This window comes from Fodinibius roseus, from assembly GCF_900129315.1.
Lineage (GTDB): Bacteria > Bacteroidota > Rhodothermia > Balneolales > Balneolaceae > Fodinibius > Fodinibius roseus.
On record NZ_FQUS01000005.1, the window covers coordinates 121,848 to 148,233 of the forward strand.

Below are 26,386 nucleotides of genomic sequence, written 5' to 3' on the forward strand. Positions count from 1 at the left end.
AAGACAATAGCAAGATATAAAACGATCGGATTATGAAAAAAAGAGACAGATATCAAAAAAGTGTTTGTTCAGGGAAAGCAGTTTTTACGATAGCCAATTTTTTGATGGCTATAGTCGTTTGTTTGTTTTATCAAGTATCAACTGCCAGGGCTCAACAGACAGGACCGGCTGAAACGGTAAACGGAATCATCACGGATGCTTCTAATGGTGAACCACTGCCGGGTGTTAATATTAGCGTGAAAGGGACGACCACAGGTACGGCCAGCGATTCAAACGGTGCCTATTCGCTTGAAGTCGCATCACTTGCCGATACGTTGATCTTCTCCTTTGTCGGTTTTGAGACCCGGGAGATTCCGATAGAAGGTCGTTCCGAAATAAATATTGAGCTCACACCATCCGCAGAAGCACTGGATGAAGTGGTGGTCACAGCACTGGGAATTTCCAGAGAGACGAGATCCCTCGGTTATTCGGTGGAGGAAGTCTCCGGAGATGAGATATCGACTACATCACTTGAGAATGTGACCAGCGGACTGGCCGGCAGAGTCGCGGGGGTGACGTTGAACCAGACCAGCGGAGTGGGGTCTTCGGTCAGTGTGGTGATCCGCGGATTAACGTCACTTACGACCGACAACCAACCCCTGTATGTAATAGATGGAGTGCCGATGACCAGCGGATTGAACAATGTTTCAAATATGGGAGACGGCAATGAAGTTGACTATGGAAATGCCATCAGTGATCTCAATCCCGCTGATATTGAAGATATGACCGTATTAAAAGGTCCGAGTGCTGCTGCTCTTTATGGATCCCGCGCGGCCAACGGCGTCGTATTAATTACTACCAAGGCTGGAGAAGAGGGTCAGCCCCAGAGAGTCTCTTTCAGCAGCAGCAATGTCTTTGAGAGACCCATGGAGTTTCTCGATTTCCATTATCGATATGCAACAGGTAACCGGAATGCTCTTCTGGATGAGAGCTCGAACTATTGGGCGGGGCCCGAACTGGACGTTGGCAATGAGGCGGTGCAGTGGAACAGTCCGCTGGATGAAAACGGTAATCCCATACCAATGGAACTGCGTTCTTATCCCGATAATATGAAGAATTTTCTGGAAACCGGATTTACCACGTCCAACAATATTTCTCTGAGCGGATCCACCGATGGCTCCGTGTATCGGTTTTCATTTAACAATATGATGCATAACGGGATGATTCCGAATTCCAACCTGAAGCGAAATACGTTTTCCTCGAAATATACGAGAACTATTTCGCCAAATTTAAGTTTGGATGTAAATATTAATTATTCCCGGTCAGGTTCCGATGACCGGCCATCCACTGCGAGCAGAGATGCCAATCCGGCTGAGGCCATCTATACAATTCCTCATACGGATATCCGGGATATGGAGCAGTATTGGGAGGAGGGTCTTGAAGGCATTCAGCAGCGATCCTTTGATCAGGGTAAAGACAATCCGTATTTCCTGGCCTATGGTATTAATAATGGTTTTGAACGGGATAGGATATACGGGAGTGTAAGACTTGACTGGGAAATATTAACCGGATTGAGTGCTTTCGGCCGTTTCTCGCTGAATTCCAGAGATGAAACCCGTGAAACGAAGATACCCTGGAGTTATACCGAGATGGAGCAGGGGGGATACTTTTACAATGAACTCGGTGGAGAAGAGATAAATACCGATTTTCTTGTCACCTATGAAACCAGACTGAATGATTTTGATTTCAGTGTCTCCGGAGGTGGAAACTATATGATAGAAACCTCGACAAGGGTGAATACCGGAACCAGTAATAATAACAGGGGCCTGGAAGTTCCGAACCTGTATCGCATATCCAATATACCTTCGGATGTATTGTCCGTAAACAACAGCACTTCCGAGAAAAAGATTTACAGTCTGTATGCCACGGGATCCATCGGGTTTAAAGATCAGCTTTACCTCGATCTGACCGCACGGAACGACTGGTCCAGTACGCTGCCTGCCGACAACCGGTCCTATTTCTATCCGTCTGCATCCGTCAGCTGGCTTGCCCAGGAGACATTGCAGCTGCCGGATCAGGTCTCCATGCTGAAACTGAGAGGCGGCTGGGCTCAGGTAGGGAATGATGCGGATCCCTACCAGCTGGAGCCATCGCTGGGAGTGGGTAACCTGCCGGGTTTCGGCTTGCCGTCCATATCAATGCCTACGACCTTGCTGAATCCCGATCTAAAGCCTGAAATTGCAACATCTGTGGAGGGGGGCATGGACCTGGCCCTTTTTGATAACCGGCTGAGATTCGAGGGAACCTATTATACGGTTGAAAACAAAAACCAGATTTTGAATGTAAATACTCCGGCCTCTTCCGGCGCAACCAGCAAATTGATTAACGCAGGTATCATTGAGAGTAAAGGCTGGGAGCTCAGTTTTGGAGCTACTCCTGTCCGTACACAGGACTGGATATGGGATTTCCAGGTTAACTTTACCAGAAACCGTACTAAGTTAGTGGAACTCGATGATGAGATTGACCGCCTGCAGTTATGGGGCGCCAATGGAGGAGGTGCCTATACGGAAGTAGGAGAAGAGATTGGCAACCTGTACAGCAGCGGGTATGCGAAAGTGGATGATCCATCCTCAGAATATCACAATTGGCCCATACTCGGCAGTAATGGCTATTGGCAGGAACTGTCTGATCCGGACGACCGCATTAAAGTGGGAAACTTTAATCCGTGGGGTATTGTCGGAGCTCAGACGTCTGTATCATACAAGCGATTTACGCTGAGTGCCAATATAGACTGGCGAATCGGCGGCGATTTCATCTCATTTACCTATCGCTATGGCGAGTCGGACTGGAAGTCGCAGAGACAGATAGACAATATGATACCGGGCGGCCTCTACGGTACGGAAGAATTGATCGAGCTCATGAAATCGGATCCTGAACGCTATATTATCCCCCGAAACGGTAATTTTCCAAGAGTCGGAGGATATACCGAGGAAACAGGCGGTTATTATGTCGATGAAGGTGCTCCCGGTTATGACGGGGGATTCATTCCGGGTGTTCAGGAAGTGGATGGGGAATATGTGGAACATCTCGGGGGAGAAGGAACCAATTACCGGCCGATATCAACATTGTATCCATGGAGCTTTAACCAGCAGGTTACATTTGATGCGTCCTTTGTAAAATTGAGGGATATCACTCTGGGATACGATATCCCTTCGGTACCCGTGGTGGAAAGTATGAGTGTTTCGGTGTATGCCAGAAACCTGCTGTTATGGACGGCTGCAGGTATAGGCATCGATCCTGAACGAGCATTTACGGCCCAGGCCTCTCCACAGGGGGATACAAACATGATGTTCAGGCAGGGACTGGAATGGCAAAATGTACTTCCCCACTCAATGTCACTGGGATTTAACGTAGACATTAACTTTTAAAAAGGAGCCAGAATATTATGAATATGACAAGTACATACAGCAAATGGTTAGTACTGATTATCATAGTAGGCTTTTTGGTCAGCTGTGATGAGGATCTGACAAAAACCAATATCAATCCGAATGGCGTGAGTCCGGAGTCGGCGAATGCCAGCCTGCTGCTCCCGAACTTAATGCGTGATTTTGCGCGCGAGTATACCGAGCTCGGAGAGGGGCATATTGCAGGGGTCGTTCAGCATATGCAGGAAGATGCCTGGAATGAGGAGTATAACGACTATGACTGGGAACCCAGGGACTGGGATAATTACTATAACATGCTTCGTAATAATCAGTTCGTGTATGAAAAATCTGTAGAGCAGGAACAGGAAGCTCTGCAGGCTATCTCTTTGACCATGAAAAGCCTGATATTTGGTCATATAACGGACCTCTGGGGCGATGCACCATACTCAGAGGCTTTAAAAGTTAGTGATGATGATCCCGTTTTAACACCTGTATTTGACAGCCAGGAAGACATTTATCTCGGAGTGATCGAAGACCTCAAAGAGGCAGCGTCGCTGTTTGATTCCGGAGCCGCATTGGGGAATACGGATGCGGACCTCTTTTTTGGAGGTAATATGGAAAAATGGCACAAGTTTGCCCATTCCCTGATCCTGCGATATTCCCTGAGGATATCGGAAAAGCTTCCCGATCTCGCCCGGGATAATATCCGGGAAGTCTATCAAAGCGGAATATATCTGGGAAGTGTAAGTGATGACGTGAGTATACCGTATAATGACGCTGATCCCTGGATAACGGCAGCTACGGGCACGGATGCCAGTAACTTCCGGAGAAGAAGACCGGCGAATACCCTGCTCGATAAATTAACGGCCTATAGCGATCCCCGGCTGGAGGTCTGGTTTGCCCCTGTTCATGTACAATGGGTCGAGGATACCTCTCTGGAGGTTGCTGTGGAGCCTACAATCCGTAGGAATGGAGAGCCAACTGATATCGTATCCATGACCGAAGAAGAGTATTATGCGGAGGTTAATGCGGGCAACGAGTTTACAAGACATTTTAACCCGGAACTTGCAGATACCGAGTACGATACAAGCGAATATGTCGGTTTGCCAACGGCTTTATTGGAGCCTACGGCATATAACGGCAATCCAACTCCGGGTCAGCAGGTGCAAAATCAGCATGTCTCCCAGCTGGGTGACATTTTCAGGCAAACAAGTCACGAGTTGGTTCAATCCAGGGTTATGACTGCGGCTGAAGTGCATTTTATTCTCGCGGAAGCGGCCTTCAAAGGCTGGATCAGTGCGAATGCCGAAGAGCATTATAACGACGCGATCCAGCAGGCGCTCAATATCTGGGGAGTTGGCGATAGATATGAGGACTATATTGCGACGGAGGGAGTCTCCTATGAGGGGACATTAGAGCAGATCATGGAACAAAAATGGATCAGCTCTTTTACAATCGCCACGGAATCGTGGTTCGACTGGCGCAGAACCGGCTATCCTGAACTGAAAGCAGGTCCCGCCGCCGTGCGTCCCGTACCACCCCTGAGATTTATGTATGGAAATAATGAACTGGATACCAACAGTTCAAACGCCGACACCGCCGTTGAACGGCTGGAAGAAACAGAATATGCCAACGTCGGAAAGAACAGCTCCTGGTCCAAGCCATGGCTCCTGCAAGACACCGAACATCCATCCTGGTAGAGATTTTGATCTTTTGATTCGTTGTATTCAAGTAGTATCATGAAAGGGACGTTGGGAAACCTGAAGTCTCGAGATCCCGCTTGGGTCAGGCGATGGTGCGGCTGCGGAGGTCCGGGTATCCCGCACGCATGATACCTGTTGTTGTACAGGTATCATGCGGCTCTTAAAGAAGCGTAACCATGCAGGCATATAGCCGCAGGAGTTGTTGATATTGACTGGTTGCCATCCTGGTGGCGAATGAGTAGAGAATTTTTGTTAAAATAAATGCGAGTACCAGCTTCTAATATTAATAGGGTATATGTGGCCAGCGGTCGAACACGAGCGGTATGCGTTATTTTAAATCTCTTATATATATGTTTATATCTGACTTTCACCGGCTGTCGGGCCGAAAGAGGTGGTGATAAACGCAGTGATCGCTACGATTCTGTAAGTATCGGATTGTTGCCGGACACGCAGGGAGACGGCGATGCGGTTTCGATACATCCCATGAAGGCGGTGCTGGACAAGCTTCAGGCGTCGGGCGTGGATATCGTTATCCCGGTCGGTGACCTGACCAATCACGGGACAACCGCTGAGTTTGACCAGTGGACCAGCGTTGCGGAACAATACCGGAAGGAGGGCATAGAGTTTCTTCCCCTAATGGGAAACCATGAAACCAGTTATGCCTACGCGGTCGAATGGATTGAGTATATGAAAGAGTATATCCCGGAGGATGCGGTTCACATGGCCGGCGCACAATACCAGAACTACTATGTGGTGAGAGAAAACGTGCTGATTGTTTTGCTGCGGTACTACAACCTGCCCATTGCTTTTCAATGGATTAAGGAGGTGGTGGATAACCGCGTGGATGAAGTGGACCATATCGTTATTGCGAGTCACGACGGACTCATCGGCGCAAAGTACGGGGAAACCCGGGAGATGATTGTCGAGGGAACCAGGGGAGACCATCTTCTGATGGAGCAGTGGGATGAAATCAGGTCGTTCTTTTCGAGGCATGATGTGATATGGGTACAGGGACACGAACACATGTACCAGCGCTCCGTTATTTCAGCGCCTGTTCATGTAAACCCCTCATCCTGGAGAACCTCGGACCGGAACTACCGGTTGCCCCAGTATACTCAGATTGTTGCCGGTAATGCATCCTACAAAGGGTACGAATTCCGGTACGGGGAACGAGAAAAGGTTCAGGCAATTCTTCAGCAGAAGATGAATACCCGTGAGAAGGGATCTGAAGCGTATGATGTTAACGCCTCCGTGTTGTCTTTTGACCGTACTCAGGTTGATTTTGAAGCGTATTTCACTTCTCATACCATTAGCAGCAATAGGGAGGGAAAAAAGGAGCTTGAAAATCCGATCTGGGTATTGATGGACCGGTTTTCAAGGACGACGGATCGATGCGAGCGTATTGTATACCCGAATTCCATCCCTGCGGGTACGCGTCCGGTGTTGCGTCACGATGTGTTTTATCGAACCAGTGATTGTCGCGCTCCCGGGGGCTCTGCGGCAAAAATAGTGGACGGCGTCAATAATACGTTCAACCGCGTTGAAAGTACTCCACAGACCTTGAGCTGGCGCCAGGGATTCAGCCGCGCAGAAAGTCAGATGGATCTGATGCGGCTGGCCTACCAGTACCTGTTTCAGTATCATCAACCATGGACCCCTAATCTCAACAGCGGCCGGAGGCTTGTTCCCGCTGGTAACGGGCAACAGGTGGAAGTACCGGCGACCACCATCGATTTGAAAGAACACATGACGCTCAGCTGGTCGCCCCGGACAGCGGAAACCCTGTCTGATATCCTTATTGTGAGCGGCACGCAGGTACAGACCGGCATGTATAGCAGTGCCTACGGGATGAAAAAAAACATTGAAGAAGATCCCGGCCTTGACGGGAGTCAGCCTGACGGTTCGGCCAAGAAGCCCCACGACTTGCCGGAATCGGCGACAAAAAGCTGGGATATAACATCTGCCGCGGCGGATCCCTATGTCCTGCAGTTTGAAAACGATGTCGCCAGTCGGGACAATGCAACGCTTGCGTATTATGAGGAGGGCAGCTGGAAGCCCTTCACCCGGGAGGAATGTGTGATGAAATCCGCATATGAGTCCGGTTTTTTAAATAGATCCGCTCCTGTTCGGAAGGGGGAATGCAGGGGGGAAGCCCTGGTGGGTTTTGATAATAAGTACAATAACAGTAACCGCTGGTGGGTTCTCCTGCAAAGGGACGTAAAAGTGGCCCTGGTTGAGAAGTAAAAAACGATGAATTATTATCGGAGCTGGCACCTACCGGTCGGTTTGTTTATGTTAAAATACATCTGCCTAAAGTATTGAATTAGCCTGAAGTGTTACACACCTGACATAATCTGGAAATATTTTATGAATCCGACCGTACAGATTTCTTTGGACCTGACCAACATTGATGAAGCTCTCGAAACCGCCTCCATGGCCAAGCGGGCGGGCGTGGACTGGCTGGAGGCGGGCACGCCGCTGATCCTGGCCGAGGGGCTCCACGGGGTTCGGCGACTCCATGAGGCGTTCCCGGATACCCCTATTGTGGCCGACCTGAAAACCATGGACGGGGGCTACCTGGAGGCGGAGATGATGGCCCGGGCGGGAGCCACGCATGTCGTAGTTATGGCCCGGGCGCATGAGGAAACGATCAAGTGCGTGGTGGAAGCCGGCCGGGATTTTGGGGTAAAGGTGATGGGTGATAACCTGGGATGTCCGGATATGGTGGCCGGAGCGGAGCGCCTGGAGGCTCTGGGCTGCGATTATGTGATCCATCATATCGGCTATGACCAGCGCCGGGGGCTGGCCGCGCAGGGCCGGAGAAAACCCAGTCCCATGGACCAGCTGCAGGAGGTGGTCGACGCGGTGGAGGTCCCGGTACAGGCCGTAGGAGGGTTAAGTCTCGAGCAGGCGGTCCGGTGTCCCGCCCTGGGCGCGCCCCTTGTGGTACTGGGGGCGCCTCTGACGATCGACGCGGAGGCTTTTAAGACCGCCGAGGGGGACCTGGAAGACTCGCTTCGGCTGATTTGCGAGAAAGTGCACGGTTATGGAACGGGAGAGGCGGATCGGCAGTCCCCCGGCCACCCGGGTTGAAGAAATCTTATGGCGGGGAGTTGGTAAGGCCTGAGCTTAAATATGATGACGGAATACCAGGGGTTTAGCTATCTACTATAATTATACTATAAACAAACTTTCCCATGAAATCAGCAGCTGTTGTTAATTATGCCCCGGAAAAAGGGGCCGTTGAACTTCGTGAAGTCGATCAGCCATCCATAGGCGGGGAGGATGTCCTGCTGGACGTGTCCCACGTCGGAGTGTGCGGAAGCGACCTGCACCAGTGGACGGCCGACCACAGCTGGCCGGTGAACTACCCGGTGGTGCTGGGCCATGAATTCGCAGGCCACGTCGCAGCGATCGGGGATGAGGTGGAGGAGTGGCAGGAAGGCGACCGGGTGGTCAGCGAGACGGCTGCGATCATTGACCGGGGCAATCCGATGAGCCGTCAGGGACTGTACAACCTCGATCCCACCCGAAAAGGTTTTGGTTACGGGGTTGACGGGGCGATGACCCGCTACGTGCGGGTGCCCGCACGCTGCCTGCATCTGGTGCCGCCGGGAATTCCGTTCGAACACGCTTGCCTGACCGAGCCCTGCAGCGTGGCCTATAACGCCGTGGTGGAAAATACCGGCATCAGGCCCGGGGATCGCGTGTTGGTGCTGGGACCGGGAACCATCGGCCTGATGTGTGCGGCGATCGCCCGGATCGGCGGCGCGCAGGTCGCCGTGGTGGGACTGGAAGCCGACCGGCATCGCCTGGAGATCTCGCGCCGCTACGACTGTGAATCCATCACCGGCGATAAGGATGCGTCCGCCTGGGCGAAGGAATATGACGGACTCGGCGCCGACTGCGTGGTCGATGCGACCGGGGTCAGCGGTGCCCTCAAGGCAGCCCTGGAGCTGGTCCGACCCAATGGTAAGATCACCAAGGTGGGATGGGGCCCGCAGCCCCTGGGCTATTCGCTGGACCCCCTGGTGCAGAAAAACGTGACTCTCCAGGGGAGTTTCAGCCACAACTGGCCGGTGTGGGAGCGGGTGCTGGCCCTGATGGACAGCGGCCAGCTGGATGTGGAGCCGATCGTCGGCGGAATATGGCCGATTAGCGAATGGCATACCGCCTTCGAAAAGATGCACAGTGGAGCCATTGTCAAAAGCATTCTTAAACCGGAATAGGATACAGGAAACAAGGACTATGCGATTAGAGGATAAGGTTATTATCGTTACAGGGAGCACCACCGGTATCGGCAAAGCGATTGCCACCCGGTGCGTAGCCGAGGGCGCAAAAGTCATTGTCAACGGACGCAGTCGCGGGGACGGGGAGGCCGTTGTGGCCGAACTGGGGAGCGGCAAGGCCGCCCTGCATATCGGTGATATAAGTGACCCGGACACCCCGAAAGCCCTTGTTGACAGCGCCCTGCAGGCTTTTGGTCGCCTGGACGCGGTGGTCAACAACGCCGCGATGATTGTAACCTCAAACATTCATACCACCGATAAAGATCACCTGCACCGCGTATTTGATGTGAACGCGGCCGGCCCGCTTGCCCTCATCAAGGCCGCCCTGCCGCAGCTTCGCAAGCGACAGGGATGCGTGCTCAACATAGGATCGGTCAATGCCTACAGCGGGGAGCCCGACTTGCTGGCCTATAGCATGTCGAAGGGGGCCTTGATGACAATGACCCGTAACCTGGGGGACGTACTGCTGCGGGAGGAGGGCGTGCGGGTGAACCAGATCAATCCGGGCTGGGTGCTTACCAGGAACGAGGCCGTCCGAAAAAGCGAGCAGGGAATGGTTGAGGGTTGGCAGGAAGAAATTCCCGCCGCCTATGCCCCGGCCGGACGCCTTCTGCGTCCCGAAGAGATTGCCGCGGCGGCCCTCTACTGGCTGAGCGATGAGAGCGGTCCGGTCTCCGGACAGGTCGTGGAGATTGAGCAGTACCCGTATATCGGCCGCAACGTCCCCAAAGATGAAAGTACCGTTTCCGGGAAAGGTAAGGGCTAGCCTGTATGGTTCACTCTCGGAGATTGAGAAGATTCAACACAGCCACGAACCATTTCGCAGCCCCGAACATTCGGGGTAAGAAATACGGAATAGTTCTTCTCCTGTAATAAACCAGGCAAGTTATGGGTGAAGGCATTTGAGTGGAATGAAAAATTATAAATGAGGAAATGAAAAATAATATTCCAGGGACTATTATCCTTCGGACTCGTTCTACGTTATACTTTCTGCTAATAATTCATTACTAATTATTAACTCATGCCCAAATTAGCTGTATTTCCCAAAGCGTTTATGTCCCAACTTTGCCGGGACGGAACCATGACCGTTTCCGAATGGATCGAAATAGCGGTGCAGCTGGATATTGACGGGCTGGAGTGGTATGCCGGCTTTCTGGAGATGGAGGACCGTTCCAATTGGTCCCGGTTTCGCCGCCAGGTCGAAGCGCACGGAAAAACCATTCCCATGATGTGCTGTTCACCCGATTTTACCCACCGGGATCCGGACTTCCGGGCGAAGGAGATTCAAAAGCAGAAGCAGTGGATCGATATGATCCACGCCTTGGGGGGGTCCTACTGCCGGGTCCTGTCGGGACAGCGACGGCCGGGGTTGTCTATCGAAGAGGGACTCATCTTTGCCGCTGAAAGCATACGGGCATGTCTGCCGTATGCCGCCGAGCGTGATATTACCCTGATCCTGGAAAATCACTACAAAGATGATTTCTGGGAATATCCTGAATTTGCCCAGCAGATGGACGTGTTTTGCCGGCTGGTAGATCAAATTCATCATCCGAATTTCGGAGTCAACTACGATCCCAGCAACGCCTACCTGGCCGGGGACGATCCCCTTGAGCTTCTCGGTCGCGTATCAGACCGCGTGGTGACTATGCATGCCAGCGACCGGCAGCTGACGGAGGGCACGCTGGAGGATCTGCGCCGGGAGGAAGCAGGAGCCCGGGGCTACGCCCGGCGGCTCAGCCACGGGGAGATCGGGCAGGGACTGAATGACTACGATGCCATATTCAGGGAGCTGAAAAGCGCAGGATTTGACGGCTGGATCAGCATCGAAGACGGGGTGGACGGGATGGAGCAGCTGCGGCGGAGCGTCACCTTCCTGAGAGATAAAATCTCCCAGTACTGGTCCTGCTAAATACTACAACAGGGGGGTAAAAAGTAGAATGGTTGAATGTAACAGGTATAAAGGTCAGCAATGTCAGCTCAAATAATTTTGGCCGGGAAATTAAGAAACCAGCAGCTTTTTATAACTGATAACTGCTCAAGAGGCGGCGACCACTTTCTGGGATCTTTTTCTGTACTTTCCGGGCGTCGTACCCTTTACTTCTTTAAACTGGGTATTGAAATGGGCCAGGGTATTGTATCCGCTTTCATAGCATATTTCGGTTACCGTTTTGTTGGTAACGTTAAGCAATTTGCAAGCGTAACCTATGCGTACTTCTTTTAAGAAGCTAAAAAGAGTTTTTCCCGTTTTATTCTTAAAATACCGGCAAAATGCTCCCGGAGTGATATTGACTAATTCAGCTACTTCTTCGAGGGTAATATCTTCCTGAAAGTTCACAAAAATATACTCATATATTTTATTAATCTTATTGAAGTCCGATTGATTGGCTTGTTTAATATATCCGGGTGTTGACAGGTACGTGTATTCTTCAAATTCGAGGAGCAGGCCGAATACCTCTAAAAGCCTGATCAGGCTATTCAGTCCGTCCAGCTGTAACATTTTTTCCAGGCGATCCCTGACATCAATAATTTGAGGCCCCTTAAATCGAAGTCCCTGGGAAGAGTCTCGCAGGAGTTCAAGTACCGGCTTTAGCTCCGGGGTATTTATAAACTCAGATCCCAAAAATTCTTCCTGGAAATGAATGACAATACACTTGGGATGTTTTTCCTGATAAGTTCCCTTTACTTCCCAGCAGTGGGGAATATTGGGTCCCATTAAGACCAGATCACCTGCCTGAAAACTGGAAATATTATCTCCGACATATCGTCTGCCCCATCCGCGCTTTATAAAATTCAATTCATAGTTGCCATGAGAATGAATTTTTGAGGTATGTGAACCTAACTCATGTTCTCTGACAAGAAAAGAGTTTTTATCGGGAACCAGTATCTTCTCAACAAAAAAATCCATAAGTACGCGGGGATTTTATTTTTAGGATTCTTTTAAAACGTCAAAATGTGAATATACTTTAATTATAAGGTAATATTTATAAGTTTATGAACCCGTTATGCCTGATAATTAAAATAAAATTAACAATAAGTCAAATTAATTAAATGTTAAGGTCTAATATATTTTTGAATATATCGGGGATATAAACCTGACAATTAAGGCATATATTCGGACGATCCGATACCGGGAAAACAGAGGGCAGGTTGTAATAATTGATGAAAGAATTTTAACCGTGATGAAAAACAGCAATTTAATTGTTAAAATCGGGAAGTGCCGCCCGCAAGCAGTTAAAATACTTTAAGTATCAGATAATTTTCACATGGCTTTTCTCACAGTTGATTAGGTAATTAACGGTAGGTTTTTTATCTGTAGTAATCAGTGGGTTAGCATTCGTAACAATAACACGGATTAACTGAACGTTTCCTGTTTTCTTTTGGGGTTATATAAATATGACAAGTATTGATGTAATTATATTTTTTGTCTATTTGATCGGCATCACCATTTTTGGGAGCTCTTTTTATCGGCAGAACAAAACGTCCTCCGCATTTACTCTCGGTGACAATACTATACCGGGCTGGGTCATAGGAATGTCTATTTTTGCCACTTTTGTGAGCAGTATCAGCTATCTTGCTCTTCCCGGACAGGCTTTTATGACTAATTGGAACGCCTTTGTCTTTAGCCTTTCCATTCCTGTTGCGATGATCGTTGCCGTAAAAATATTTGTGCCTCATTATCGCAAAGTCAACAGTCCTTCGGCCTATACGTATCTGGAAAATAGATTTGGTTCCTGGGCTCGAATTTATGTGTCCACCTGCTACCTTCTTACCCAGTTAATGCGCATAGGGATTATTTTGTACTTGCTGGCGCTGGCTATAGAAGCAATATTCGGATGGGATATCGCCACGATCATCATTGTGACGGGTTTAACCGTTATTGTCTATTCTGTTTTGGGGGGTATCCAGGCGGTCGTGTGGACCGACGCCATCCAGGGGATTATTTTAATAGCCGGCGCCCTGTTTTGTACGGGATATATCCTGCTTGATCTGCCCGGTGGTCCTGAACAGCTGTTTACTATTGCCTTAGAGCAGGATAAGTTCAGCCTGGGCAGTTTTGATTTGAATATTTATGAATCCACATTTTGGGTCGTTTTTGTATATGGCATATTCATAAACCTGCAGAACTACGGCATTGATCAGAACTATGTACAGCGGTATGTAGCGGCCCGGTCAGACAGGGAAGCCAAACGCTCAGCACTATACGGGGGCTTGCTGTATATCCCCGTTTCCATGTTGTTTTTGTTTATCGGGACAGCGCTCTTTGTTTTTTACACTACCTCTGCGGCACAACTGCCCGCCGAACTGATGGACCCCAATCAGAGCGATCGTGTTTTTCCATATTTTATTGTCCGGGAATTACCGGCCGGGATTACCGGTCTGCTTATTGCCTCCATATTTGCTGCGGGTATGAGTACCATCTCCACCAGTTTAAACAGTTCAGCAACGGTGTTTCTGACCGACTACTATGAACGTCACTTTAAGCGAGTGGCCACAGAAAAAGACTCCATGCGGGTATTGTATACATCCTCTTTTTTAATTGGAATCATCGGAATTTGTATAGGCTTGTCGCTCATCAATGTAACGAGTGCACTGGATGCCTGGTGGAAACTTTCTTCTATTTTCAGCGGGGGCATGCTTGGTCTTTTTCTGCTTGGCATTTTTACCCATACCCAAAATACGCTTGGGGCTATAGCGGGTGTCTTGGTGGGAATATTAGTCATCGCCTGGTTAAGCCTTTCCAAACTTTTCCAGCTGGAGGAAACGCTGGGGTATCAGATCCATTCCTATTTAACTATTGTATTGGGTACCACCGCCATCTTTCTGGTTGGATTTCTTTTTTCATATTTCAAAAAAAGCTCTGAATCAAATAAAACCGAACATGTCACTAAATAATATTGGATCCTTGCCAAAGGGACTCTGGCCCGTAATGATTACGCCCTTCAATGAGGATCAAACCATTGATTATAAAGCACTGGAAATCCTTACCGATTTTTATCTTGACTCCGGTTCCTCGGGGCTTTTTGTGAACTGCCTGTCGAGTGAAATGTATTACCTGACGCCTGAAGAGCGCTTGCAATTAACCGAGAGGGTCGTCAATCATGTGGAGGAGCGGGTCCCCGTCATTTCTACCGGCACCTTTGGAGGAAGCATCAGGGAACAGGTTGAATTTATTAAAAAAATGTCCGATAAAGGGGTGGAAGCTGTGGTCCTGGTGACCAGTCTTTTGGCTAAAAAAGAGGAAGAGGATGAAATACTGTTGACGAGGCTCGATCAAATTTCTGAGGCTACCGGCGAAATTCGTTTGGGTATTTACGAGTGTCCCACACCCTACAAGCGTTTGATAAGTCCATCTGTCATGCAGTGGCTGGTTGACTCCGGCCGATTTTATTATCACAAGGACACCTCCTGTAATATTAACGATATTAAAGAAAAAATTGAGCTGACTCGTAATTCAAACCTGAATTTTTATAACGCAAATACGCCGACCGCTTATGAATCGTTACAACTGGGAGGGGACGGGTTATCACCCATATCCGCAAATTTTTACCCGGAATTGTATTCCTACCTATGTGAACATTTCAGAAACGGGAGCAGAGAATCCAGTATCAATTACTTGCAGAGAATGTTAACCCTTCTGGATGGGATTACCCGGAATAAATATCCGTTGATGGCGAAAGCTTTTTTGCGAAAAAGAGGAATACCGATAAAATTAGAGTTGCGAATAAGCCAGGAAAATCTAACGTACGAAGAGGAAAGAATAATGGATAGTCTTTTTGTAGCGGTTGAGGAGATACGTAAAGAGTTGGGTATTGATGAACCGTTATATGTAGCTAAATGAACCTGACACAGGTATGGAAGGAGTTGACTGAGAAGTCAGTAGGCTGTCATGCCTTTCCTTTACCGAATTAATCGTTCGTTAGATCCTAAAGCAAGAAAGAAAACCGATTAGCTATCATTATGAATAACAAGCAGATGTTCAAGCCCGCAACTCCCCAGGATCAACCGCGCGTAATCGGACGTGTCCCAAAGGTGGGAGTCCGGCCGGTCATCGACGGTCGCCGGCAGGGGGTACGTGAATCGCTGGAAGCTCAAACTATGGATATGGCCCGCCGGGCAGCGGCATTTATCACCGATAACCTACGCCACCCACACGGGGCGCCGGTGGAGTGCGTGATCGCCGACACCTGCATCGGCGGAGCAGCCGAAGCAGCGCGTGCGGCTGAAAAATTTGAACGCAGAGGGGTCGGGCTGTCACTGACCGTAACCCCGTGCTGGTGCTATGGGGCAGAGACGATGGATATGCACCCGTGGTATCCAAAAGCGATCTGGGGCTTCAACGGGAGTGAACGTCCGGGTGCGGTGTACCTGGCGGCCACCAAGGCGGCCCACGAGCAGAAGGGACTGCCGGTATTCGGTATATACGGCAGCGAGGTGCAGGATGCCGGGGAGGAGACCATCCCCGGGGATGTGCAGGAAAAGCTGTTGCGTTTTGTGAGGGCGGGTCTGAGCGTGGCCCGGATACGCGGCAAATCATACCTGTCTATCGGTTCGGTATCGATGGGCATTGCCGGGTCTATGATACAGGAGGACTTTTTTGAGGAGTACCTGGGCATGCGTTGCGAGGCGGTCGATATGTCGGAACTGACCCGGCGCCTGGAGGAGCAGATCTATGACGGGGAGGAATTTGAACGTGCAATGCAATGGGTGGAGGAATACTGCCGGGAAGGCGAGGATATCAATCCGGAGGAAAAGCAGCTCAGCCGCCGGGAGAAGGATCAAAACTGGGAGACGGTAGTAAAGATGACGCTTATCATCCGGGATCTCATGGTGGGCAACCCCAAACTGGAGGAGACAGGATACGGAGAGGAGGCATTGGGACATAATGCTATCGCTTCGGGCTTTCAGGGACAGCGGCAGTGGACCGATCATTTTCCCAACGGGGACTTCCCGGAAGCGATCCTGAACTCTTCCTTCGACTGGAACGGGATCAGGGAGCCCTATGTGGTAGCTACCGAAAATGACACCCTGAATGCAGTTTGCATGTTGCTTGGCCACCAGCTGACCAACAGGGCCCAGGTTTTCGGGGACATCCGCACGTACTGGAGTCCGGAGTCGGTCAAGCGGGTGACGGGACATACCCTGAACGGCAGAGCAGCTAACGGAATTATCCATTTCCTCAACTCCGGGTCCGCCTCTTTGGACGGCACCGGCCGGCAAAACCGCGAGGGAAATCCGGTGATGAAGCCGTATTGGAATATTCATCCGGACGAAGCAGAAGCCTGCCTCGAGGCCACGCGCTGGTGTCCCGCCAACCTGGAATATTTCAGAGGGGGCGGGTTTTCCTCCCAGTTTTTGACCAGGGGAGGCATGCCGGTGACCATGACCCGCATTAATATCATCAAGGGGCAGGGACCCGTGTTACAAATTGCCGAGGGACACACGGCAGAGCTGCCGGAAGAGGTTCACCGGACCCTGAACCGGCGGACCGATCCCACCTGGCCTACGACCTGGTTTGCGCCGCGGCTAACGGGCCGGGATGAATTCAGCGACGTGTACTCGGTGATGAACAACTGGGGTTCCAACCACGGGGTTTTGTGCCACGGCCATGTGGGTGATGGGTTTATCACGCTGGCGTCGCTGCTTCGTATTCCTGTTTCCATGCACAATGTGCCTAAGAAGCGCATCTTTCGTCCCTCTTCCTGGGCGGCCTTCGGGACCAAAGAGCTGGAGAGCGCCGACTACCGCGCCTGCCGCGCCTATGGTCCCCGCTACGGCACGACCATTGTATAGGCGAACTACGTTTGGCAATGTTAACCTGGCCAGCTAAAACCAGCAGCGTTCAGGCAATTTTCACGGCGACTCTGATTGCTTGGTATAATCGGTCTGCCTGTCAATGACTGGGTTATTTTTTTTCAAAAAATTTGAGTAGTCTGGAGATCTATCCGACTCTCCTTATATTGAATGACCAGGTATAGAATGGCTAATTTTTAAAAAGAAATAAGCCCGATAGGATATACATGGCACTCGTAACCCTAATAAATTAATAATTTCTTGGTCATGGATTCCCAAAAATTTTCCCGTAAACAGTTTCTCGCAACAGCAGCAACCGGTTCACTCGCCTTCGTAGCCTCGCCCTCCTTTCCGGCACTGGGAAATACGTCGGGCCGTGGCGGAGAATTAGCCGTTCTTGGCGGGGAGCCCGTCCGAAAAGGGATGAGCTGGCCGGACTGGCCCTATGTGGATGCCGACGTGGTAAAAAATGTGGTGGATACCACCTCAAGTGGGATTTGGTCGAGAATTCAGTCGTCAACCGGGAAGGTCGCAACCTTTGAAAAAGAGTATCCAAAACTGATGGGTATGGAATATGCGGTGGCTACCGGTTCGGGAACCCAGGCGCTCAGTACGTGTGTGGAGGCCTTGGGCATCGGTCCGGGCGATGAAGTTATTACCTCGCCCTATACGGATATGGGAACGATTGCGTCTATCCTGATGAGTCGCGCCCTTCCGGTGATGGCCGACCTGGACCGGGAGTCGTTTCAGATGGACCCCGATGACATCGAACGGAAGGTCAATGAACGAACCAAGGCCATCATGCCGGTGCATATTATGGGCTACCCGTGTGATATGGATCGTATTATGGATATTGCCGCGCAAAATGATCTGAAAGTGATCGAAGATGCCTGTCAGGCTCATCTCGCGGAATACAAGGGGCAAAAACTGGGGACCATCGGCGATTTGGGATGTTTCAGTTTTCAGGCCAGCAAGCAGGTGGCATGTGGGGAGGGGGGGATGATCGTAGGTCACGATAAAGAGCTGATAGACCGGTGTTACGCTGTTCACAACCGTGGGGCGGACAAACAGGGATCCAACTCGGTTATCGGGACTAAGTACCGGATGAATGAGTTTGAAGGGGCGGTGCTGATGGGACAGTTGCCCGGTATTGTGGACCGGTTCGAGAAGCGGGAGGAGAACGCCCGATATCTCACGTCTAAAATCAAAGATATCCCCGGCATTATCCCGCAAAAGCTGTATGAAGGCACCGGAAGCGGGGCTCACTATAAATATGCCATGAGATACGACAAGCGAGCGTTTGACAACATTGACCGCAGCAAGTTTTTGAAAGCAGTTCGGGCTGAAGGCGTGGGCCTCAGCGGATATATTCGGACCGGGCTTCACAGCGAACCGTGGACCGATCATATACTGGATCTGGACGTATACAAAGAGATGTATCCTTCCGCCCGGCTGCGAAGGTACCGGGACGATCTGGCGTGTCCCGATTGTGAACGCGTGGTAGAGGAGATGCTTGTCATGAACGGGCCGGGACCGCTTCTGGGAAGCAGGGAGGATATGGATTCCGTAGTTGACGCCATTGCGAAAGTCTACGAGAATCGGGACAAACTCGATTCTATTTGAACGGCACCGGCGGTAAAACGGCCGGAGAACAGTAGGACTCATTTTTGCGATCTATATAACTAAGGGGTATTCAAAAATAGCCGGAAAGCAGGATAAATTATATCAACGTACGGCCCTACTAAATTAAATTTGACTTCGGTCGTTATTTTTATAGCTTTAAACACGGGTAAAGTATCTTATGGTATATGTATTGGGTAGATTATTTAAAAAAGGTTGAATGAAATGTAACAATAGTATTTAAGGTAAAGGGCAATTCTCAGTTTGGAAACTATGGATCCAAAGAAGCAGGGTAAGGGCAGGAGAAACACAGAACATATCGATAAAGATAAAGTATGGGAACGGTTTGTTGCCGGCCATGATACATACTTCAAAAGCGTCTTTGACCATTACTATACATCCATGTATGGGTATGGAGTGAAACTGTGCAACCGTCCGGAGCTGGTAAAAGATTGTATTCAGGAATTGTTTCGCAATATTTGGGAGAGGCGCGAGGAACTCGATCATATTGAATCGCCCAACGTTTACCTGTTTGTCTCCCTGCGCCGTAAAATATTGAAGAAAATAAAGGCCCGGCGAAAAACAGGGGGAGATCTGGAAGAACTGGATGAACGGATATTCATCCAGTTTGGCAAAGAGGAACTCATCATCAGGGATGAAATACGATTTCAGAAAAAAAGCGAGCTCCAGCAAGCATTAAATCAGTTGTCCAACCGTCAAAAGGAAGTCATTTATCTGCACTATTACAACGGGATGAGCTACGGGGAAATAGAAAAAATCTTATCGATCAACCGCCAGTCGGTCCATAACCACATGTATCGGGCCATGGAAACCCTTCGCACCCTGCTGGATACGGAGATCATGAAGCTGGTGGTCACACTCCTGATCTCTTTTCTATTATTTTTATAGACGTAATGTAAGGTCCCGCTGGTCTAATAATTACATGATAATTTTTCCCAATGCCAATCTTTTCCTTATTCCTGAACTGTACGTGTTATTGGTCAAGCATCGATCCGGGAGTTTACCGGAGCTGAGTCTGTCCGACATGGTAAAATCTACTGCGGGTCCGCCGAATTAAGGCAGATTGCGAGTTTTTGTTACAGAGGGCACTATCTGACTTATCAGATTCCTGAATACGTTTTAAACTGACCCATCTTCGTTACGTTTTCCAAAGTCCGACTAAGGGCTGGTAAATGGTTATGACAGCACATTCATAATACCAGCTTATATTTTTTTCAAAATAAAATGAGTAGGCACGGGATCATTCCGACTCTCCTTTACTGACTTAACCGGAATGATCAAGGATATGTAAAGTACTATCAAACGTGCATAGAAAAAAATATACCGTAGACGAACTGGTTCAAAATCCATCCTTTCGCCAGATGGTAAAAGGTACCGCCAGCGCTGAAGAAGTCAGTCGATGGAATGACTGGATTGAAGCGAGTGATCAGAACAGGGCAAAAGCCAGGCAGGCCATTAGCGAAATAGCAGGTTTTGAGTTTGACGATCCCGCCCGGGGGGACGTAGATGAGGAAGTGGAGTGGAGCCGGTTATATGAGGCTACTGTGGGAAAGTCTGACACTAAAATACAACAACAATACATTCAGGGAAGAGACTCCTCTGCAAAATGGTGGTATCGCGTAGCTGCTATCTTGATCCTGGGAAGTATTATAGGTGCAGGATTATATCTGTATCCGGAAACGGATAAGGTATCAACGGGGGTGGAACAGATTACCCGGGAACAAACGGTCAGAACGGACTCGGGAGAACAAAAGACCATACGATTTTCCAATGGATCCAAAATTATTCTGAACAGTAATGCAACGGTAACCTATAGCCTGGGACTGTTGCACAGTCAAACTATTGAAGTAACCCTGGAAGGGGAAGCCTTTTTTGACGCGGAAAGCAAATCGGGCGAAAATGAACCAGTGTTTGCAATACAGACTCCGGATGGAACAATACGGGACATCGGAACGGAGTTCCTGGTAAGCGTTGGGGATGATTATTCCCGGGTGATACTGCAGGAGGGGACCGTTGAGGTCACGCCGCGGGAACCGGTAAATGAGGACCGGCGTATCGCCGTACAAAAAGGGGAAATGCTCGAGTTCAACCGGTCAGAAGTGCTAAAGAAACAAGGCGTAAATGCCACATTCTATACCTCATGGGCCACGGGATCCATGGAGTTTGATAAAACAACCGTTCAGGAATTTGCTGGTTTTGTGGAGCAGCGGTTTTATGTAGAAGTGCAGGTTGCCGATCCTGACCTGGCAGAGATAAGGATTGACGGGGCGGTCTATTTTAAATCACTGGAAGGACTGGTTCGGTCTGTTTCTGACATTATCAAGATTCCGGTATACCAGTCGGAAGACCGGGAAACAGTCTATATCGGTGATAAAGTCGGCGACCCCCGGACTGAACAGTAAATAATAATTATTTTGTTAAATAACTTAAAAGGATGCAGTCATGAAAAATGTTGTAAATTGTTCTATAAAGATAGCATTGGCAATTGTTTTGATATCCTTGACGGGTGCTTTTGCGCAAGCCCAGAAGCTGGGCTCCTTGCATTTGCCTTCTGGATTGAGTCAGGAGAAGGAACTCATGATAGAAGAGGGGGTTTCCATGAAAGAGGCTCTGAAACGCGTTGAAGAACGGTTCCATGTCGTATTCTTATATCGCACGGATACCATGAGAGGGAAAAAAGTGGACAGTGCCAAAATCCTACCCCGGAATGTCAAGCAAGCGCTGGAGATGCTGTTAGATGGTCAGGGACTTTCCTTCAAGTATCTGAATCCCAAAACATATGGAATATATGCCAGTCAGAAGAGACAAATAAAGAATCAAGTGCAAGAGGGTTCATTATCCGGGACTATTGTAGATCGTAAAAATGGCGAAGTATTAGTAGGCGCAAATGTGTATATAGAAGAGTTAGAACGGGGAGTATCGACTGATATAAACGGCGAGTACTCACTTGAATCTCTGCCGACGGGTGAATATACATTACGCATTACCTATGTGGGATATCGGGAAGAGACCGTAACCATTACGATTGGTGATGGAGAAAACAGGTTGAATATCGAATTACAGCCTGACCTTTTCGGCTTGGATGAAGTTGTAGTTACAGGGGTAGTAGGTGACACCGAAACGAAAAATTTACCTTTTACTGTGCAACGTGTTACCAGCAGCGACCTGGAAAAGGTGCCGAGTCTGAGTGCTGAAAGCGCTATTAGGGGCAAGGTTCCCGGCGTTACGATCCTGCAGGGCAGTGGAGAGCCCGGGGCGGGCGGAATGTCTGTAATGTTGCGTGGAGCAACGTCGATATCCGGCTCCAATGAACCACTTTATATCGTGGATGGTGTAATACTGGGAAGCGATATGCGTGACATTGAATCGCTCGATATAGAGAGTGTTGAAGTTATCAAAGGAGCTGCCGCCGCCACGCTGTACGGTTCCAGGGCGGCTAATGGAGTCATACAGATACGGACCAAAAGAGGAAAATATATGCGAGAAGACGCAACGCAGGTAAAATTACGGAATGAAGTTGGATTTAATGAGCTTCCCCGAACACTGGGTATGAACCAGTCTCATGCCTATTACAGGAGCGGCGATCCGGATAAACCATGGATCGGACCGGATGGCAACCCGACCGATGACAGGGTGGCACGGACCACAAAACCGGGAGCCACATCATTTTTGGATCAGGAATACCCGGTTCCAATTTACGATCACACGGAACGCTTTTTTGTTTCCAGGCCTTTTTATTCGAATTATATCTCAATAGCTCGCAATATTGGACAAACAAACTACGCACTTTCCTTCAATAATACCAAAAATGCCGGTGTTCTTGAAGACTCGGATGGTCATAACCGAAAAAATATACGGTTGAATATTGACAGCGAGATTTTTGGAAACTTGCAAACCTCATCGAGTATTTATTATGCGTCTTCGGTAAGAGATGACGTTGGAGGAGTTACCCCATTTTTCGATTTGTTATTTCAGCAACCCGATGTCGACCTCGCGGAGCGGGATGAAAATGGAAGGTATAAATATGAAGGGGATCCGACCTCGAACTACAACAATCCCCTCTATGATGTCGCATATATCGACCGTCAGCGAGATCGAAGCCGGATCATGGGTAGTTTTGATGTTAGGTATAACCCTTTTGAATGGCTTGAACTGGCCGGTAATTTCAGCTATGACCGGACTGATACTAAAAGTTCAGACTACTGGCCGACCTTCTACAATCATGTCAACAACACAAGCTACGAAGAGGGGGGATTATCTTTGAGCGAGGGATTGAATGAAGCCATCAATTCAAGTTTAACAGCTACTGTTGACAAAGGTTTCGGAAACCTGGCGACCCGGACCCAATTCAGGTATTTGCTTGAATCTACGGATAATGAGTATCTGTCCGCCGGTGGCCAGCGATTTCTGGTAGATGGTGCCCGCACATTAGGGGCCACGGATAATACCAGACAAAACCTTGTATCTTCCATGTCGACGATAAAAGCCGAAGGATATTACCTGTTGACAAATTTAAACTATCAGGACAAATATATCGTTGATGTGATGGGACGAAGGGATGGCAGTTCACTTTTCGGAGCAGATGAGCGGTGGCACAGCTACTATCGATTAAGCGGTGCTTACAGGATATCCGAAGAAGATTGGTTTAATATTCAGCCGATAAATGAGTTTAAATTGAATGCATCGTATGGAACGGCCGGGGGCCGTCCGGGATTTTCTTATCAGTATGAAACATGGAGTGTGTCGGGTTCGTCGGTGAGCAAAGGGAATCTGGGCAACAGAAATTTAAAGCCGGAATCGGCCAGTGAATTGGAATTTGGTCTTGATTTGGGACTTTATGACCAGTTTTTCCTGGATCTTAATTATGCAGAATCGGTCACCGAAGATCAGATTCTGCTTGTTCCTTTGGAAAGTTACTATGGGTTCAATAGTCAATGGCAGAATGCTGGGACGGTGGAAAGCAATACTTTTGAAGCAAGTTTGAGAGCTTATCCCCTGCAACGGCCCAATACCAGTCTATCTTTTACGTTCAATTTCGCCCGAACACGTTCCGTGATGTCTGAGTTTGATCGGCCTCCCCAAACGGTTTCCCTTTATTTTCAGAGGAGAGACAATGAGCCGTTTGGTAATCTGTACGGGGGACGATTCATAACGGATTATGCTGATTTGGAAGAGACTTATGGTGGCGACTACAGCGCCTACTTTGAAAAAAACGACGATGGATACCTGGTTCCCGTCGGTACAGGCAATTCCTGGCAGTCCATGATGTGGGGGGAAACCGTTGTGGCCGAAGACGGAACGGAGTTGGGGACTTGGGGACATCCGGTCCTTTATCACGATGATAATGCCTTGATCGGGAACACGGCCCCTGATTTCAGTCTTTCTCTTGGTACTAATTTTGATTACAAGGGACTGTCACTCTATACCTTGTTTCAGGGTGAGTTCGGCCATGATATTTATAACAGGACCCGGGCGTGGCTCTACAGAGATAATCTTGCTGCTGAACAAGATCAGCGGGGTAAAGCTGAAGAGGCCAAGAAACCGATCAATTATTACCAGACGCTGTATCGATCCGGTAATCCAAGCAGTCACATGGTCGAAGACGGTACCTATCTTAAACTTCGGGAGGTTTCGGTGAGTTACAGTTTTGACAGCACTCAGCTTAGTTCCATATTCGGAGGAGTGATTAGTACTATTAACATTGGTCTCATTGGACGAAATCTTATTACATGGACAAGCTATTCGGGATACGATCCGGAAGTGGGTAACCATCCGTTGCAAAGAGTGGATCACAGGGTCTATCCTAATTTCAGAACCATTTCGGGTAATCTTGAAATTCAATTTTAAATTTGAAAAGAATTTAACCTCATGAAATATCTTAAATTAGTTACAAGTTTAATGGTGATCACATTTTGTACGCTGGGTTGCACAGACCTGAGTGTAGATAATGAAATGAATCCAAATACAGAGGAAGCACTATCCCAGGTAGAGGATATTGAAGCTCTGGTGGGGAATCAGTTTCGGCAGTGGGTACAAGGGGTACAGAACCGGGGGGTCAATGACAGGATGACCCTGATGGGACTGGAGATGACAAATGGATATTCTTTTGTTTCTGATTACCTGAAATTCCCGCAGGAGCCGTTCAATAACTCCTCTTCCTACCGGTATAATAATATTGTAACATCACCGTGGTCGAATTTATATACGGCAATCTCTTCTTCAAATGACGGACTTGAAGCAATTGATCAAAGAGGAATGGAATTGGCCACGGAGGCTGAAACCCAGAGAATGAGGGCTTTCGCGAAATTTATACAGGGGATGTCCTATGCGTTTCTGGCAAACGAGTTTGATCAGGCCATCCTGATCGATGAAACAAACGATCTGGAGAACTTTGAACCCGAACTACATCCGTATCAGGAAGTGCTTAACTTTGCTCTTGGAAAGCTGGAAGATGCCCGATCAATTGCCCAACAGTATTCTTTTACGCTTCCCAATGAATGGATTCTCGGGAATCCTCTCACATCCGAGGAGTTTGTACGTCTGATTAATTCGTATGAAGCACGTTTTATCCTGCAGAATGCGAGAACTCCCGACGACCGGGATAATGTGGACTGGCAGCGAATCCGACAGTTAATTGAAAACGGTATCGAGGAAGATTTGATTATTGAAGCAGACGGATCGGTTTGGAGTATTTTTGCCGGCATTTTACAGGGCGGTGTTTTTCGTGCCAGCTATTACCTGATCGGTCGTACGGATGAAAGCGGTAAGTTTGAGGAGTGGAGAACCACACCGGCTGCGGAACGCTCCGAGTTCGTACTTGAGACGTCTGACAAAAGAATCGCCGGACAGGAAACAGTGCAAGGTACCGACTATTCCGGTACCGTAATGACCCTCGAGGCCCGTAAAAGAGCTCCCGGGACAGACTTCAAATGGGCCGGTCCTTCACTCTGGCCGGATGCTAACGGAGGATGGTATGGGTCCCAGTATTATTACCACAGAACGGACCAGGCTTGGAATAATGGGGGCGTGGGTCCCGTTCCGTATATGAGGAAAGCAGAAATGGATCTATATCTTGCCGAAGCCCTTCTTCGAGAAAGTGAACCTGTAGTCGATCCGGAGGCGGTTGAATTAATTAACCAGACGCGTGTTGAGCGAGGGGGACTGGAGCCCGTTTCGGTCAATGACTCTTTTGATAAAGTTTGGAATGCTATGCGATATGAATTTGATATTGAGACTGCTGCTACTGGTGGTGGGTTGGCTTATTTTACTAAAAGAGGTATGGGCGATCTAAGAGGAAAAGATTGGGGGGGACTGATTGAAGGGACGCCCTTGCATCTGCCCCTTCCCGCTGAAGAACTCGATCTGCTTGGCATGCCTCACTACACATTTGGAGGCGCGGGGACGGAAGGAGCAGCCCCTTAGCAGGAGGGAAAATGATCGTCAGTCAATGCAATGAAAATGACAGGTTTCCCGCTGCAGTATATTAGAGGGCCCCTGCTGATACTGAACTTAGAATACCTGATGAAATACCCCAGGTTGATGATTTCCAACGCAAAAT

16 protein-coding genes are annotated in these 26,386 nt (G+C 49.0%); 15 read left to right on the forward strand and 1 reads right to left on the reverse strand.

Annotation, left to right across the window (positions count from 1 at the left end; all coding sequences use genetic code 11):
- Nucleotides 1-32 precede the first annotated feature (32 nt).
- From BUB16_RS06090 to BUB16_RS06120, 7 genes are all read left to right on the forward strand, one after another.
- Nucleotides 33-3,407 (forward strand): SusC/RagA family TonB-linked outer membrane protein, encoded by a 3,375-nt coding sequence (locus BUB16_RS06090; protein ID WP_211483105.1) that lies wholly within the window; start codon nucleotides 33-35, stop codon nucleotides 3,405-3,407.
- A gap of 17 nt (nucleotides 3,408-3,424) precedes the next feature.
- Nucleotides 3,425-5,104, forward strand: a complete 1,680-nt coding sequence (locus BUB16_RS06095) for a SusD/RagB family nutrient-binding outer membrane lipoprotein (RefSeq protein WP_073060851.1) — start codon at nucleotides 3,425-3,427, stop codon at nucleotides 5,102-5,104.
- Nucleotides 5,105-5,404: 300 nt separating this feature from the next.
- The gene (locus BUB16_RS06100) at nucleotides 5,405-7,351 is read left to right on the forward strand and encodes a metallophosphoesterase family protein (RefSeq protein ID WP_211483106.1); all 1,947 of its coding nucleotides are present in this window, start codon (nucleotides 5,405-5,407) and stop codon (nucleotides 7,349-7,351) included.
- Between the two features lie 123 nt (nucleotides 7,352-7,474).
- Nucleotides 7,475-8,200 (forward strand): orotidine 5'-phosphate decarboxylase / HUMPS family protein, encoded by a 726-nt coding sequence (locus tag BUB16_RS06105; protein WP_073060855.1) that lies wholly within the window; start codon nucleotides 7,475-7,477, stop codon nucleotides 8,198-8,200.
- Between the two features lie 104 nt (nucleotides 8,201-8,304).
- Complete coding sequence (locus tag BUB16_RS06110) at nucleotides 8,305-9,336, forward strand: zinc-binding dehydrogenase (RefSeq protein WP_073060857.1); 1,032 nt, start codon at nucleotides 8,305-8,307, stop codon at nucleotides 9,334-9,336.
- Nucleotides 9,337-9,355: 19 nt separating this feature from the next.
- The gene (locus BUB16_RS06115) at nucleotides 9,356-10,162 is read left to right on the forward strand and encodes an SDR family NAD(P)-dependent oxidoreductase (RefSeq protein WP_073060860.1); all 807 of its coding nucleotides are present in this window, start codon (nucleotides 9,356-9,358) and stop codon (nucleotides 10,160-10,162) included.
- Nucleotides 10,163-10,417: 255 nt separating this feature from the next.
- Nucleotides 10,418-11,305, forward strand: coding sequence for a sugar phosphate isomerase/epimerase family protein (locus tag BUB16_RS06120; RefSeq protein ID WP_073060863.1), 888 nt, complete (start codon nucleotides 10,418-10,420; stop codon nucleotides 11,303-11,305).
- A 126-nt stretch (nucleotides 11,306-11,431) separates the two neighbouring features.
- Here the strand turns inward: BUB16_RS06120 and BUB16_RS06125 are convergent, their stop codons facing one another.
- Nucleotides 11,432-12,301, reverse strand: coding sequence for an AraC family transcriptional regulator (locus tag BUB16_RS06125; RefSeq protein WP_073060866.1), 870 nt, complete (start codon nucleotides 12,299-12,301; stop codon nucleotides 11,432-11,434).
- Nucleotides 12,302-12,783: 482 nt separating this feature from the next.
- Between BUB16_RS06125 and BUB16_RS06130 the strand changes: the two genes are divergently transcribed.
- The 8 genes from BUB16_RS06130 (at nucleotide 12,784) to BUB16_RS06165 (ending at nucleotide 26,250) form a co-directional block, all read left to right on the forward strand.
- Entirely contained in the window at nucleotides 12,784-14,289 is a 1,506-nt protein-coding gene (locus BUB16_RS06130) for a sodium:solute symporter family protein (protein ID WP_073060869.1), read from the forward strand.
- Nucleotides 14,276-15,235 carry a dihydrodipicolinate synthase family protein gene (locus BUB16_RS06135; RefSeq protein WP_073060872.1) on the forward strand — a complete coding sequence of 320 codons (960 nt, stop codon included), beginning with the start codon at nucleotides 14,276-14,278 and terminating at the stop codon, nucleotides 15,233-15,235. Before BUB16_RS06130 ends, BUB16_RS06135 begins: the two co-directional genes overlap by 14 nt.
- Before the next feature lie 134 nt (nucleotides 15,236-15,369).
- Nucleotides 15,370-17,187, forward strand: coding sequence for an L-fucose isomerase (locus tag BUB16_RS06140; RefSeq protein WP_073061212.1), 1,818 nt, complete (start codon nucleotides 15,370-15,372; stop codon nucleotides 17,185-17,187).
- A 267-nt stretch (nucleotides 17,188-17,454) separates the two neighbouring features.
- Nucleotides 17,455-18,810: a DegT/DnrJ/EryC1/StrS family aminotransferase gene (locus BUB16_RS06145; protein WP_073060875.1), complete on the forward strand. Its 1,356-nt coding sequence runs from the start codon at nucleotides 17,455-17,457 to the stop codon at nucleotides 18,808-18,810.
- 270 nt (nucleotides 18,811-19,080) lie between these two features.
- On the forward strand, nucleotides 19,081-19,716 hold the full coding sequence (locus BUB16_RS06150) for an RNA polymerase sigma factor (protein WP_073060878.1): 636 nt from the start codon (nucleotides 19,081-19,083) through the stop codon (nucleotides 19,714-19,716).
- Nucleotides 19,717-20,132: 416 nt separating this feature from the next.
- Nucleotides 20,133-21,230 (forward strand): FecR family protein, encoded by a 1,098-nt coding sequence (locus tag BUB16_RS06155; RefSeq protein ID WP_073060881.1) that lies wholly within the window; start codon nucleotides 20,133-20,135, stop codon nucleotides 21,228-21,230.
- A 40-nt stretch (nucleotides 21,231-21,270) separates the two neighbouring features.
- Entirely contained in the window at nucleotides 21,271-24,675 is a 3,405-nt protein-coding gene (locus BUB16_RS06160) for a SusC/RagA family TonB-linked outer membrane protein (RefSeq protein WP_073060884.1), read from the forward strand.
- A gap of 21 nt (nucleotides 24,676-24,696) precedes the next feature.
- Nucleotides 24,697-26,250 carry a RagB/SusD family nutrient uptake outer membrane protein gene (locus BUB16_RS06165; protein ID WP_084088078.1) on the forward strand — a complete coding sequence of 518 codons (1,554 nt, stop codon included), beginning with the start codon at nucleotides 24,697-24,699 and terminating at the stop codon, nucleotides 26,248-26,250.
- The last annotated feature ends 136 nt before the right edge of the window (nucleotides 26,251-26,386 follow it).

Bases quoted from the DNA above. Each gene is read 5' to 3' on its own strand.
- BUB16_RS06090 (WP_211483105.1), top strand. From the start codon at position 33: ATGAAAAAAAGAGACAGATATCAAAAAAGTGTTTGTTCAGGGAAAGCA.
- BUB16_RS06095 (WP_073060851.1), top strand. From the start codon at position 3,425: ATGAATATGACAAGTACATACAGCAAATGGTTAGTACTGATTATCATA.
- BUB16_RS06105 (WP_073060855.1), top strand. From the start codon at position 7,475: ATGAATCCGACCGTACAGATTTCTTTGGACCTGACCAACATTGATGAA.
- BUB16_RS06110 (WP_073060857.1), top strand. From the start codon at position 8,305: ATGAAATCAGCAGCTGTTGTTAATTATGCCCCGGAAAAAGGGGCCGTT.
- BUB16_RS06115 (WP_073060860.1), top strand. From the start codon at position 9,356: ATGCGATTAGAGGATAAGGTTATTATCGTTACAGGGAGCACCACCGGT.
- BUB16_RS06120 (WP_073060863.1), top strand. From the start codon at position 10,418: ATGCCCAAATTAGCTGTATTTCCCAAAGCGTTTATGTCCCAACTTTGC.
- BUB16_RS06125 (WP_073060866.1), bottom strand. From the start codon at position 12,301: ATGGATTTTTTTGTTGAGAAGATACTGGTTCCCGATAAAAACTCTTTT.
- BUB16_RS06135 (WP_073060872.1), top strand. From the start codon at position 14,276: ATGTCACTAAATAATATTGGATCCTTGCCAAAGGGACTCTGGCCCGTA.
- BUB16_RS06140 (WP_073061212.1), top strand. From the start codon at position 15,370: ATGTTCAAGCCCGCAACTCCCCAGGATCAACCGCGCGTAATCGGACGT.
- BUB16_RS06145 (WP_073060875.1), top strand. From the start codon at position 17,455: ATGGATTCCCAAAAATTTTCCCGTAAACAGTTTCTCGCAACAGCAGCA.
- BUB16_RS06150 (WP_073060878.1), top strand. From the start codon at position 19,081: ATGGATCCAAAGAAGCAGGGTAAGGGCAGGAGAAACACAGAACATATC.
- BUB16_RS06160 (WP_073060884.1), top strand. From the start codon at position 21,271: ATGAAAAATGTTGTAAATTGTTCTATAAAGATAGCATTGGCAATTGTT.
- BUB16_RS06165 (WP_084088078.1), top strand. From the start codon at position 24,697: ATGAAATATCTTAAATTAGTTACAAGTTTAATGGTGATCACATTTTGT.